The organism is Mesorhizobium sp. M0678 (assembly GCF_040320505.1).
Classification (GTDB): Bacteria; Pseudomonadota; Alphaproteobacteria; order Rhizobiales; family Rhizobiaceae; genus Mesorhizobium.
The window spans coordinates 89361-102845 of record NZ_JAMYPT010000011.1; the positions used below are offsets into that span (position 1 = coordinate 89361).

The 13485-nt window shown below is 61.4% G+C and carries 10 protein-coding genes and 1 tRNA gene; 3 read left to right on the forward strand and 8 right to left on the reverse strand.

The features are described 5' to 3' along the window. Positions 1–412: 412 nt before the first annotated feature. A complete protein-coding gene (locus NKI29_RS20530; RefSeq protein ID WP_352637019.1) occupies positions 413–1516 on the reverse strand; it encodes an NADH:flavin oxidoreductase/NADH oxidase in 1104 nt (367 codons plus the stop codon). A gap of 153 nt (positions 1517–1669) precedes the next feature. Between NKI29_RS20530 and NKI29_RS20535 the strand changes: the two genes are divergently transcribed. Then, positions 1670–2248 (forward strand): NUDIX domain-containing protein, encoded by a 579-nt coding sequence (locus NKI29_RS20535; protein WP_352541399.1) that lies wholly within the window; start codon positions 1670–1672, stop codon positions 2246–2248. A gap of 190 nt (positions 2249–2438) precedes the next feature. On the opposite strand, the gene NKI29_RS20540 is transcribed toward NKI29_RS20535, so the two are convergent. The 4 genes from NKI29_RS20540 to NKI29_RS20555 all read right to left on the reverse strand — a co-directional run bounded on the left by NKI29_RS20540 (position 2439) and on the right by NKI29_RS20555 (position 6165). Beyond that, entirely contained in the window at positions 2439–4352 is a 1914-nt protein-coding gene (locus tag NKI29_RS20540) for a hypothetical protein (protein WP_352637018.1), read from the reverse strand. Further along, positions 4349–4861 (reverse strand): ABC-three component system middle component 2, encoded by a 513-nt coding sequence (locus NKI29_RS20545; protein ID WP_352637017.1) that lies wholly within the window; start codon positions 4859–4861, stop codon positions 4349–4351. The genes NKI29_RS20540 and NKI29_RS20545 overlap by 4 nt, the downstream gene beginning before the upstream one ends. Further along, positions 4846–5847, reverse strand: a complete 1002-nt coding sequence (locus NKI29_RS20550) for an ABC-three component system protein (protein WP_352637016.1) — start codon at positions 5845–5847, stop codon at positions 4846–4848. Before NKI29_RS20550 ends, NKI29_RS20545 begins: the two co-directional genes overlap by 16 nt. A 232-nt stretch (positions 5848–6079) precedes the next feature. Then, a tRNA-Leu gene (locus tag NKI29_RS20555) sits at positions 6080–6165 on the reverse strand. Between the two features lie 239 nt (positions 6166–6404). On the opposite strand from NKI29_RS20555, the gene NKI29_RS20560 reads away from it, so the two are divergent. Together NKI29_RS20560 and ade are read left to right on the forward strand one after the other, a co-directional pair. Then, positions 6405–6896 (forward strand): cupin domain-containing protein, encoded by a 492-nt coding sequence (locus NKI29_RS20560; protein ID WP_352637015.1) that lies wholly within the window; start codon positions 6405–6407, stop codon positions 6894–6896. Between the two features lie 540 nt (positions 6897–7436). Then, positions 7437–9248, forward strand: coding sequence for an adenine deaminase (gene ade / locus NKI29_RS20565; protein ID WP_352637014.1), 1812 nt, complete (start codon positions 7437–7439; stop codon positions 9246–9248). A 278-nt stretch (positions 9249–9526) separates the two neighbouring features. Here ade and NKI29_RS20570 read toward each other — a convergent pair whose 3' ends face one another. From NKI29_RS20570 to NKI29_RS20580, 3 genes are all read right to left on the reverse strand, one after another. After that, positions 9527–10690, reverse strand: coding sequence for an alpha/beta hydrolase (locus tag NKI29_RS20570; RefSeq protein ID WP_352637012.1), 1164 nt, complete (start codon positions 10688–10690; stop codon positions 9527–9529). Positions 10691–10822: 132 nt separating this feature from the next. Continuing rightward, a complete protein-coding gene (locus tag NKI29_RS20575) occupies positions 10823–11896 on the reverse strand; it encodes an alpha/beta hydrolase (protein WP_352637011.1) in 1074 nt (357 codons plus the stop codon). A 103-nt stretch (positions 11897–11999) separates the two neighbouring features. Then, complete coding sequence (locus NKI29_RS20580; protein ID WP_352570886.1) at positions 12000–13394, reverse strand: hypothetical protein; 1395 nt, start codon at positions 13392–13394, stop codon at positions 12000–12002. Positions 13395–13485: the final 91 nt, after the last annotated feature.

Below are 13485 nucleotides of genomic sequence, written 5' to 3' on the forward strand. Positions count from 1 at the left end.
CATGGCCTTACCATTCGGGCGAACGCCGGCTTGCTCTATCTATCAGGCCGCACTCTTGTTGTTACTCCCCTGCACCTTCCAGAGTGACAAACACTAGCGGCACTTTCTCCGCGCTTGCTGTGGCCGGCTGCGGGACATGCGTTATCTCGGTCACCGCATACATGGCCAGACTATCGCCTGATGGCATGTGTACCCGGTCACCTACTACAGGCATTGATGCGAACGTCCACATCGTTGCTTCGTTTTCAATTCTGACAAGGCATCGGACCACCGCTCAATCACTCCATGCTTTCCGGTAAGCATATAGGAGTTCGGCGCGTGGCGCGACAATCGGCCGATGCCTAATAGCAGCCCGTCAAATTTCCAACTGAGACACTATCCGCGCCTTCCGGTGAGACGAGAACCCGCCCCTTCAGCTCGCCGCTTTCATCCAATGCTGCATCGTCGTCACCGAGCGGGCAAGCTGCGGCGCCGGGTGGATTTTTTCGCCGAAGGTGGCCGCGGCGCGCCAGCCCCAGCGCGGATCGGCGAGGAAGGCGCGCGCCAGCGCCACCATGTCGGCGCGCCCGTCGGCGACGATCGCCTCGGCCTGTTTCGGATCGTCGATCAGGCCGACGGCCCGCGTCGGGATGCCGACGGCCTTGCGCACCGCTTCGGCCAGATGAACCTGGTAGCCGGGCCCGGAGGGCAGCTTCTGCAACGGTGAATTGCCGCCGCTCGAGCAGCAGAGATAGGCGACGCCGGCTTCCTTCAGCGCTTTTGCCACTTCGATCGCATCCTCGACCTCGAAGCCGCCATCGACCCATTCCTTGATCGACAGACGCGCGCCCAGCATCAGCCTGGGCACCGCCTTCTTCACCGCCTTGGCGATCTCGACGGCGAAACGCATGCGGTTTTCCAGCGAGCCGCCCCACCGGTCGGTGCGCCGGTTGGAGAGCGGCGACAGGAACTGGAAGATCAGATAGCCATGCGCGGCATGCAGCTCGATGAAGTCGAAGCCGGCGCGCTCGGCCCGCCGTGCCGCTTCTGCGAAGCGTTCGATGATTTGCAGGATCTCGTCGTCCTCCAGCGCCCGCGGCACCTGCCAGCCGGTGTCGTAGGCGATGGCCGACGCCGACACGATCGGCCACGGATCTTGATCGGCATGCAGCGGGCCGCCGCCCTCCCAAGGTTTGCGGTTCGAGGCCTTGCGGCCGGCATGGGCAAGCTGCGTGCCGAATTTCGTGCCCGGTGCGGCGACACGCTTGGCTGCATCCAGCGTGCGTCGCGCGGCCGCCTCGTTGTCCTCGGAATAGAGGCCGAGACAGCCATGCGAGATGCGGCCGCGCCGTTCGACATCGGTCATCTCGACGGTGACCATGCCGGCGCCGGACATCGCCAGGTTCATCCAGTGATAGAGGTGCCAATCGCTGGCCGAGCCGTCCTCGGCCGAATACTGGCACATCGGCGCGACCGCGATGCGGTTGGGGAAGGTGAGGCCTTCGAGGGTGATCGGTTGGAAAAGAGATGAGGTCATAAAAAACTCCGGAAAGGGTTGCCGCTATTTATGCAGCCGATTGTGCCAGCGCCAGACACGAGACGGTGAACCGGCGCTCTGGACCAATTGGTGACCCGATTGCGCGAACCGCCGTTCGCGGCTACGCCTTGCCGCGGCAGCAGGGAGTCCACCATGGAAGATCGCATTCGCATCCGCTCTGAGGAAGTCCTTTCCGACGAGTGGGCGGTTTTGAAAAAGACCGTCTTCGACTACCGCCGGCGCGACGGCAAATGGGAAACGCACACCCGCCAGACCTACGATCGCGGCGACGGCGCGGTGATCCTGCCTTTCGATCCGGAGCGTTCGACGGTGCTTCTGGTGCGGCAGTTCCGCTACCCGGCCTACGTCACCGGCCACAAGGAGCCGCTGATCGAGGCCTGCGCCGGCCTGCTCGACGAAGACGATCCCGAAACCTGCATCCGCAAGGAGGCCGAGGAGGAACTCGGCTACCGTCTGAAGGACGTGCAGCGGCTGTTTTCGCCCTATATGAGCCCCGGCAGCGTGACTGAGCGGCTCTGGTTCTTCGTCGCCCGCTACTCGCCCGCCGACCGCATTTCCGACGGCGGCGGCGCTCATGACGAAGGCGAAGACATCGAAGTTTTGGAAATGCCGCTCGACGAGGCACTGGCCGGCATCCACGACGGTCGGATTATCGACGCCAAGACCATCATTTTGATCCAGCATTTGAAGCTGAACCCGATCGGGGGGTGAGAGTGGTGGACTGGGGCTGCGTCGCGTTGATGATCGTACGCTGAACCGGTACCCTCTTAACCGGTCTCGTCATTGCAGTCGGTCCCGCGTCGCGCCTGCGGCGTCATAAAGGTGTTGAGTCTCCTCTGACAGTTGCTCTGTCGGCACTTTGGTTCGTTTTTCCATCGGCAACGTCTACTGGTAAGCCGCTCTAATTCGTGGAATTTTTTGCTGCAACTGCCGAGCGCCGTGGCGAATGAAACAAGCCTACCCGACCTGTCGAAGGATCGCCGGTCAGGGTCTCCACTTTACCCAATGCTTCGATATTGCTTGGCAGGTCTACGTTCTCGATGACCATAAACTGGCATGTGTCACCGTTCTTTGAGAGGTGCTCAAAAAAGAAGTCCTTCAGTGACGTGTTGCTCAAAGCTTGTTCGTCTGCCGATAGTGGCCCCGCCTTAGAGGCAATCGGATCGCGATAGGTAAGCAAGGGCGTATCAAGCACCACAAATCCGGGGTGTGGAAGCTGTCTATCGCGACAGAATAGGAGCAAAGCCACCTTGAAGGCGGCGTGTGTGATGGCGCGAACGCCTTTTCCGTTGTCTCGGCGGTGCTTGCCATCAATGATGAGGTCGAAAGTGGTTTCGTCAAACGAGACATCCCGTTTTCCGGGGAACTGCCACTCTTCAAGCACCGAACCCACAGTCTGGGCGAATTCGTAGGCGACGTTGGTTGACAGGCTCAAATTCGGCTTGTCGCTCTTCGAAGCCGGCTTGAGTCCGGCGAGTTCATTCCGGCGCTTTTGAAGCGATTGCCGCTGCTCGATCAATGCGAGACCTTCGCGAACCTTGTCTCGAACCGGCAGCGTCTCATCTAGCTGCCTCCGTGCCGTATTCGCTGTGGGCGCGAGTTCTGCAAGACCCAGTTCGACGAAAGCAAGATTGCTATAAGCTGCGGCTAGCTCTTTCTCGCCCTCCAGCGCCTCGGCATTCAAATCCGCAAGCGCAGTTTCCAACTCAACACTCTGCCGCCTGATTTTGGCGATTTCAGCTGCTGCTGCCCCCCGTGCCTTTTCTATTTCATCGAGGCTGTGTGCATGCTTCTGATTTTCCGATGTCGCTCCGCAAAGCGGACAGTCATGGTCTCCGCCCAAACTGAGTAGGAAACCGGCTTCGTCAATGGCTTCGAGCCGTCGAATGTCGGATTGGTAGACATCTTGAAGCTGCTCGAATCTTCCGAAATTGATGTGTATTTCCGCTCGCCTAGTCTCAAGTCGCGAAATTGAATCGGCGTGTACCCGTTTGGCTGTGAGCCGGGCTCGGATGGATTCTTGTGCTCGGTCGAACTCACGCCGTGCATTTTGATAGGTTTCCTCCAATAGGGCGTACTGAGCAGCGAGCTGTTCTGAGTGAGGAAAATCCGCCGTCAGTTTGTCGTCAATGCCCACGATCATGTCGTCCAAGACTTCTAGCTTCCCGGCGGTAGACGACTTGAATGTTTTCTTGTCGACGACCGGAACAATCGCGCTGTCATCCGCCCCAGTGATGAGCAGCTTGAATACGCTGCGCTCGGCGGTCACAGACAGATGCTGCCCGGACAAGGCAGGCGAAACTTCACTTTGGATCGCCGTTTCGTCGACAATACAAAAACGCACAATGTCACGGAAGCTAAGCGACCGCTTCTTACCGTTCGCATCGACTGCAATCTGGCAACTGGCCAGACCTATCTCCTCAAGCAGAAGCTGAGAGATGTTGTCAGTGTTAGTCTGATCGTGCCGTCCAGAGAGTTGACGAATGTCTGTGCCGTCCGTCGGAGAGTCGGAAACGAAGCCTGGATGGTACTCAAGCGATCCACCAGCTAGAGCACGCATGAAGGTGGTCGACCCGGACTGAGGAAGGTCAAGTCCTAGCCAGGCGCGGTTGTAAGGCATGCGTTCTGCAATGTTGGGCAATTCGCGCGATGCGCCCAACATGAAATCGAGCGCCTTCACCGAAAAGGATTTGCCCGTGTTGGAAGCTCCGTAAAGCACACTGAGGCCCGGCGAAAACTCAAGGTCAGCCTGATCGGCGTCTGGTCCCGTGAAGGTCAAATGGTTGAGCGTGAGCCAAGGTCGTTTGCTACTCATGAGCCGCCTCCAGGCGCGTCGCTTTCGCCCTGAAATTCAACCGACCAACGACCGATGCGGTTCGCGATCAGTTCCGCGAGTTCGCTGTCGGCTCGTTGGTTAACATAGTCGGCAAGCCATCCCGCTCGCTCCTTAAGAGCGCGGCCATAGGCAGTTCGGAGCGAGTCGACAAACGCAGATGCTTCTTCGCGAGCAACATAAAGAATGCCGTCGGCGCGGTTCTGGGCGTCAACCAGATGAAGCTGGCGCATCAGGGTAAGGCCGTTTTCGACCAGCCGCCGCCGTACCAAAAGCTCGCCGATTCGTTGAGGAATATCGGGATGGAGGCTTTCGGGTCCCCCTATGTCGGCCGTGTGTACAACAAGATGATCGAGCCAAATCAGGTGTGACAAATCGAAGGCGCGCGGAAACACAGCGTCGAGCATCACGACGGCGCGCATGCCGGTCTCAAGCGAACCGTTGAAGAGCGGAACGCGGCTAGGTTCTGGGCCGGTTAACTCTTGCGCCATTTGATCAGGCCTTCATTTGCGAAGTGGTGGCAGATTCCCTGCTTGACGGGGACACGCGCGTAACGCGCGAGAGCGCCAGAGGCTTGAACGTTTGCGGCCTGGGTCATGACCGCGTCGACGCGCCGCAGCGAATCCGGGTAGTCAGCGCTATGGGTCTCGGCAACGCCATGATGGAGGTCGCGACGCAGGACGTCGATCTCTTCCTGCATCGTGTTGTCTCTATAAAACCGGGCGAACGAGTCTGCATCAAAGAAACGCTCACGTTGCATTTTGAGATGCGGTCCATGAGCGGAATGCGCTCGGGCGGTATCTTTGTCGAGGACACACCCGTCACGCTCACCATAAGCGTCAATCAATTGCTGAACATATGGCAGTTCGTGCAACTCGATTTCGTCTGGGGCGACGCCGATGGGGGCGGGGCCGGGATCAACACCGAACCAGGATTGAAGCACAGGCTTTGCCGCTGCGTCGCCTAGGATCTCATCGACCATCAGCAGATGAATGCCTGAAAAGTCCCACGCTTCGATAAACGCGCGAAGCTCGGGCGTGAGGGCGATGTTCTGCCCCTCCACAATCTTTTTGACGCAGAACTGATCCCAGTTGTCGATGAGGGTTGATTTGAACTCGGATGGCTTGGAGATGAGGCGCCTGAGATTGCGGTTCACACCGCGAGGAGCAACGAAGAAGTATGCCGTCGGCGCTGTAAACTCGCCGCTGTGGCTGTAGTAGAGCAGCTTGCCGAGTTCAGCGATACCAATGTCGGTTGCCAACGACCGGCCGTACTGCTTGCATTGGTAATTATGCCATGCCCCTTCGTGCTGCCGGAAACTCAAATAACCAACTACGTCTCGTCCCATGTCGCCAGGGCCTGTGAAGCGTTGTACTTTCACGTACTCTGTCTTGTATGCGGCCCATTCGCGCACAAAAGTTTCCAGTTGCTCATCGGTGAGCGCTAGGATTTGGCGATCAAGGGGCACTTTTACCATGTACAGGAATCAATGAGAGGAAAGGAAAGATATGTCTTAGCGTACGGAGCATATGCGAAGATTTCTACTATAACTTTCAAGGTACACAGGATTACGTGAGTTCCACGACCAATTTGGGAGCGCCTTTCGCCCGACCATTTCGGCAGGACGGTCGACCTAGCTGCGGCTCGTGTCCGTGTGTTCCGCCATGCTGTGTTTTGAGACCCTTTGCGGGTGCCGCACAGGACGCGGTTGGTGCGGACGACGGGAATCGAACCCGTACGATCAGAGATCGAGGGATTTTAAGTCCCTTGCGTCTACCAATTCCGCCACGTCCGCAGGCCAGCCCTTTTCAGCCGCCAGCCAAAGGCCGTCAAGCCGTCTTCTGCCGTCGACAAATCTGGCACTGGAAGCTGGCGAGGCCGATCACCTACAGTGATACAAACAAAATCGTTTCACCTGGAAATGTTTTTAGCGGCAGCTTCCGCGGCTACCGCGAATGCGCGTCCCCCGTTCGCAGGATGCGTTCGGGCGCTCTGCCCTGATAGGCTCGAAGTGGCAAGTGGATCGGCGCTCCGATGCTCGACGCCGTCCTCTACAAACACTGGGAGATTGTCATGCTCAAGCTTGCCTCTGCCCTGGCACTGCTGCTTGTTGGGACGGCGCCTCTGTTTGCCGATGAGATGCCGATGAACGCCAAAGACATCAAATGGGGTCCTGCTCCTGCTGTCATTCCCGCTGGTGCGGAAATGGCTGTTGTCGCTGGAGATCCCTCAAAGGACGGCGCCTATGTGCTGCGGTTGAAGACACCCGCCGGCTACAAAATTGCCGCACATAATCATCCCACCACGGAATACGTAACGGTGCTTTCCGGCAACTTCCATGTTGGAATGGGCGATAAGTTCGACGAGTCGAAAGGCGTCGAACTGACTGCTGGCGGCTTCGGCGTCGCGCCGGCCGGAATGAATCACTTCGCCTGGACAACAAGCGACACGATCATCCAGGTTCATGGCGAGGGGCCATTCAAGATCACCTACGTCAACCCGGCGGACGATCCAAGCAAAAAATGACAGTTCGGGATCGAATTGAGTGAACCGGCCGAAGGCTCGAACGATGGAGTGCGTCAAACTCCGCGACCGTCGATTCAGAAGGATCCTCTAACGAGACGAAAGCTGATTGGCCGCAACGGAATCGTATTCCGCCTGGGCCATTTGCCATGAATGGCGCAATAACAAAAAAACCCGCCTCGGGAGGCGGGTCGTTGGAGCCAATTGGCACCATACCCAAATTAGTAGCATAGCTGCCGGCACAAAGCAAGAACAAAGTTGCTGCGGCCGGCACAAAATGCCCTTGGCGATTGGCGAAGGCCATGGCGCATCGATCTCCCTCCTTGAGGGGGAGATGGCCGGTAGGGGGGTCGTCGCGCGTCGAGCGCCAGCCTGTTTTGTTCGCGGTAAAGGTTCGCGTCAGGACGTCCCGACCCCCTCTGTCGCCTTCGGCGACATCTCCCCCTCGAGGGGGGGAGATCTGCAACTTCGCCGTCCGCGCTTACTTCCTCGCTGGTCAAAATCATCGCGGCTTGGCACAGTCGGGCAAAGAGGAGCCTGTTGATGCCGAAGACCGCCAATGCGACGAAACCAAAACCCTGGGCCGAGATGGCGACGCACCTGGTCGATGTCGCCATGGGCCGCAAACCCGCCGATCTCGTCATCCGCAACGGGCGCTGGGTCAACGTCCATTCGGGCGAGATCATCGCCGGCACCGACATCGCCATTGCCGGCGGCCGCTTTGCCTATTGCGGCCCGAACGCCGGCCATGCCATCGGCCAGGGCACCAAGGTGGTCGATGCCGGCGGCCGCTATCTGGTGCCGGGGCTTTGCGACGCGCATATGCATGTCGAGAGCGGCATGGTGACGGTGACGGAATTCTGCCGCGCGGTGATCCCGCATGGCACAACTTCGATGTTCATCGATCCGCATGAGATCGCCAACGTGCTCGGCCTGCCGGGCGTGCGGCTGATGCATGACGAGGCCGTCGCCATGCCGGTCAACGTGCTCGTGCAGATGCCGTCCTGCGTGCCTTCGGCACCGGGGCTGGAGCATGCCGGCGCCGAGCTGACCGTCGCCGACGTTGCCGAGGCGATGACCTGGGAGAACATCATCGGGCTCGGCGAGGTGATGAATTTTCCCGGCGTCGCCGCCAATGATCCGGTGATGTCGGGCGAGATCGCGGCGACGGTGAGGGCCGGCAAGACGGTCGGCGGGCATTATGCCTCGCGCGATCTCGGCCTGCCGTTCCACGGCTATGTCGCCGGCGGCCCCGAGGATGACCACGAAGGCACGCGCGCCGAGGACGCCATCGCCCGCGTCCGCCAGGGCATGAAGGCAATGCTGCGGCTGGGCTCGGCCTGGTATGACGTCGCCTTGCAGATCAAGGCGGTGACCGAGAGCGGGCTCGACCCGCGCAACTTCATCCTGTGCACCGACGACAGCCATTCCGGCACGCTGGTGCACGAAGGCCATATGGACCGGGTCGTCCGCCACGCTATCAGCCAGGGCTTGAAGCCGGTGACGGCGATCCAGATGGCGACGCTCAACACCGCCCAGCATTTCCGGCTGGAGCGCGAGATCGGCTCGATCGCGCCGGGACGGCTCGCCGATCTGCTGATCGTCTCCGACCTCGCCGAAATGACCATCGACGAGGTCTATGGCCGCGGCGTCAGGCTGGCCAAGGGCGGCAAGCTCGAAATCGACATTCCGGCCTACGACTATCCGAAGACGGCGAAGAACACCGTCAAGCTCGGCAGGAAGCTCAAGCCCGGCGATTTCGACATCGCCGCACCCCTGGGCGCCAACGAGGTGCGGGTGCGGGTCATCGGCGTCATCGAAAACCAGGCGCCGACGCGGGCGCTGGAGGCCGATCTTGCCGTCGAGGACGGGCTGGTCGCCATGGACCGCCGCAACGACGTCTGCCAGATCGCGCTGGTCGAGCGCCACAAGGGCACGGGCGGCGTCACCAACGCCTTCGTCTCCGGCTTCGGCTATATCGGCGACTGCGCCATGGCATCGAGCGTGGCGCATGATGCCCACCACATTATCGTCGTCGGCACCAACAAGCAGGACATGGCATTGGCGGTGAACCGGCTGGGCGAGGTCGGCGGCGGCGTCGTGCTGTTCTCCAAGGGCAAGGAGCTGGCGCTGGTCGAAATGCCGATCGCCGGGCTGATGTCCAACGAGCGGGCGGAAATCGTCGCCGCCAAGGCGGACCAACTCAGCGACGCCATGCGCCAGATGGGCTGCTCGCTCAACAACGCCTACATGCAGCACTCGCTGCTGGCGCTGGTCGTCATCCCCGAGCTCAGAATTTCCGACGTCGGCCTTATCGACGTGACGACTTTTCAGAAGGTCGATCTGTTCGTTTAGGGTGGCAGCGGTGTGGAAACCTTTTTGATGCCGGCGAGAGAGCGCCCCCCTCTGTCCTGCCGGACATCTCCCCCCTCAAGGGGGGAGATTGGCAGTTTCGTCGACAGTGCGTTGTTCGTCAGAGTTGGAGATTGGCGAAAGCCGAAAGTGGCGGCCAATCTCCCCACTAGAGGGGGAGATGTCCGGCAGGACAGAGGGGGGCGCGAAGGATCGCTACCGGGCGTTTTTATTGACTCGCGGCCAACCACCAACGTTGCCGTTTGGCAGCAGAGGTCGGCTCACCCGCCGGTGGCGATGGTCAGCACTTTGAACGGCGTGGTGATGACGATTTCGGCGACCGAACCGACGGCCTTGCCGAGGCCCTGGCCGAGATTGTCGAGCTGGGCCGGCGCGGTCTCTTCGGAGGCAAGGCCCGCCGGGGCGCGCAGGCGGTCGCCGAGCAGCTGCACCAGGAACGGGTTGTCGGCGAATTTGGCGTGATTCAGCCGGTCGCCGCCCTTGGTCTTGGTCAGGTCGACCACCGAGACGCCATAGCTGGCGAGGTCGGCCGCGTCGCCATAGTCGCCGACGCGTGGCTTGTCGCCGGAGATCAGGGTCGACAGCCTGAGCGCCCGGTCGTCGCCCGAAAGCAGCACGGCGAACGGCTTGTCGGGCTTGCCGTAGCGGATCATCTGCTTCTTGAACACGTCGACGTCGATATCGGGTGAGGCCAGGATGACGTAGCCGAGCTTGCCGCCGAGGTCGCGGTCGCCGGTGATGGCAAGCTGGCGCAACGCTTCCATGGTCACCCAGGTCCCCATCGAATGGGCAATGATGTCGATGCTCTTGGCGCGGCTCTTGGCGAGCATGCGCAGCGTCGCTTCGAGATCGTCGCGCGCCGCATTGGCGCTTTCCTTGTCGTAGATGTAGCCGGTCGTCTTGCCGCTCGACGCCCACGAAAACAGCACCGGCGTGCCCGGATATTTCGTGTCGTGCGCGATCTGCGTCAGCCGGTAGATACCGTCGTCGAAGCCATTGTTGAAGCCGTGCACGAAAACCAGCGCGCGGTCGCCGCGCATAGCGATGTCGGCGCCGACCGCCTTGGCGAATTGCGGGGCGCCTTCGTAGAAGGTGACGCCGGTCGCCGTGAAATCCTTCGCCGGATTGCTGTTGGCCGAGCCCTTGACCCGCTCGATGGCGCCGAGCTGGTGGATTTTGGGCACCGTCACCTCGACGCTGGCAAAGCTGGTGGTCGGCGAACGGTCGCCGTCGAACACCTGCCGGGGCTCTTTCATTGCCTTTTGCCGGGTTGTGGCGACGAAGATCTTGTGCGTCGCCGCAATGTCCGAAGCAGGCACGATGATCGTCGTCTTGTTGAGCAGATCGTGCGTGTTCTGGCCGGCGCAGCCGGTAACCGCGAGCGCGAACGCAACGACGAGAAAGATCTTCGAAGGCACGATCACGCGGGCTCCCGCAAAGGCGACGTCGAGCCGGAGACGTCTTGGCCTATTCGATAGAGGCAGAGGCCGGCACGGTCCAGTTCAAACTGTTCCGATTGTGCGGCAATGGTCAACGGTCGCTGCCGCGCAATGCAGCTATTGTCCGACCGAGGCGATGCGGTCTGTCACTTCGCGGTCGCTGGCAAACCCGTCATCCTCGCGCAGCTTCTGGCCGATCAACTGCACCAATTCCGGATTATCGGCGAATTTGGTGTGGTTGAAGCGGTCGGTTCCCTTGACGCTGGAGAGATCGACGACCGACACGCCATAGCTGGCGAGGTCGGCGGCGTTCTTGTAGTCGCCGACGCGCGGCCGCGCGCCGGCTATCAGGCCGGAGAGCCGCAGCGCCCGGTCGTCGTCGGAGAGCAGCAGGATGAACGGCTTGTCCGGCTTGCCGTAGCGGCGCATCTGGCTCTTGAACACGTCGACGTCGATGTCGGGCGAGGCCAGCACGACGTCGCCGAGCTTGCCGCCGAGGTCGCGGTCGCCGGTAATGGCGAGCTGGCGCAGCGCCTCCATGGTGACCCAGGTTCCCAGCGAATGGGCAACGATGTCGATGCGCCGCGCGCCGGTCTGCGCCAGCATTCTCAGCGTCACTTCCAGCTGGTCGCGGGCAACGCTGGCGCTTTCCTTGTCGTAGACATAGTCGGTGGTCTTGGCGCCCGACGCCCAGGAAAACAGCACCGGCGTGCCCGGATAGCCGGAATCATGGGTGATCTGGGTGACGCGGTAGACCGCGTCGTCGAAGCCGGTGTTGTAGCCGTGGACGAAGACCATGACACGGCCGCCGCGCGCCGCGATGTCGGCGCTGAGCGCGCTGGAGAATTTCGGCTGGGTGTCGTATCCGACGACCTCGGAAGCCATGAAGTATTTGGCCGGATCGTCCGACTTGCCGCGCGAGCGCCGCTCGATCTGGCCTGTCTTGTGGATACCGGGGACGGTGACGTTGACGCGGGCATAGTTCAGCGTCGCCGAGCGCTCGCCGTCGAAGACCTTATCGGGATCGTCGGAGCGCTTGCGCGTGGTTGCGATGAAGATCGAGTGGTTGCCGGCGATTTCCGTCACCGGCACCGCCATCATGGCGCTGCCGAGCAGTTCCTCGGTTTGGCGCCCGCCGCAGCCGGCGAGCAGCGCGGCAATGAGAATGATACAAATCGTCTTCAAGGGCACTTAAGCAATTCCACTCCGGCCTGACCAAAGGCCCATCCACCTCCGCCGCACCTCCCGGACAGGCCAAGTGCGGCGGAAGTAAGTCGCAGGCGCCGAAATGCGCTCAGCGCCTCGCGACTGCCATCGCACTGTTGCGCGAAAGCCAGAACGGCGGCAGGAACGCCGGAATGTTGGAAAACGGCAGCACTTCCGGCTTCAGCCTTATGCCGAGCACGTCGGTCATGAAGGCGCGGCGCGCCTCGATGCGGCGCCAGGCTTCGGGATAGCGCGCGGCGATCTCTTCGCGCAGCGCCTCGTCGGCCAGCGCGATGCCGTCCTCGATGTTTGTGGTGAAATAATCGGTGCCGGTCGCCGGGATGATGTCGACCTGCAAGGCCATGCCCGACTTCAATCTGATGTCGGAGCCGGAAAATACCGGCGAATGCATCCATTCGTCGATATGGATGAGATGGCCGGGGTTGAGCGCTACGCCGAAGAACCGATCGCCGATGCGGTCGTGCACCGCTTGCCACAACGCGCCGCCGGGAACGCCGATGCCGACCGTCTCGTACCAGTCGACGACGGCGCAGAAATAGGGCGCGACCAGCTTCTCGACATAGTCCTGGATGCCCCTCGGAAGCTCGGCCGCGTCCTCGACCAGAAAACCGGCGCGGGCATTGAGCGAGCCCTGGATGCCATAGGCCATGGTGATCGGGTCGCCGCGCTTGATGATGTCGAGGCGCGGGCTCGGCAGGCCATAGGCCGCACGCTTGCCGGCCGACAGCATCGGGTGACAGCATTGCGGCAGGCCGTTGATGCCCATCAGCTGCGCCGCCTGCAATTCGGTCATGCCGGGTTCGATGCCTTGCAGGACATTGCGCAGGCCTTGCGAGGAATAGGTCGCGGCGAATTCGAACGCGGCCAGTTGGTCGGCCTCATTGATGGCGCGCAGGCCGTCGGCGGGGTTCATCAAAAGGTTCGCCGCGTTGACGACCGTGCCCCTATCGCCGGCAATGGTACGCAGCGTGTCGGCGATGAAGGACGGCAGGTCGAGCGTCGTTTCGCCAAAGCCGGAATCGCCGGGGCCGAGCGGTTTCCAGCCGATGGCGCCGATGCGCTGGCCGGCCTTCAGGCCGCAATCGGCAAGGATGTCGGAAAGCGACTGCGAGCGGTCGCGCGGCTGCGCCGGCAGCGAGAACGTCTGGTAGAGCACGCGCTCGTAAGGCCCGTCGCAGATCTCGGCATAGCCCCAGCCCTCGTTGCCGACCAGCAGTTTCGGCGGCTTGCCGGGAACGATGATGAGCAGCGTCTCCTCGAAGCGCGGATCGTAGCCGCAGAGGTAGGCGACATTGGCCGCATGTTCGCGGTCGCCATAGACGACGAAGGCATCGAACCCGCCAAGTGCGACCAGCGCCGCGATACGGGCCTCATAGGTGGCGCGGGGCACTAGCGGCATCACCGTCGGCTCGCCGAACTCCGGCAGCGACACGGTTTTCCGGGCTACCGATGCGACAGGCATGAGCAAACGCCCCCAAATGCTTACGTTGATTCCGGAAATGCCCCTTCGGGGCGGCCGGACAATGGCTTCACGAGGCCAGATATGCAATAGC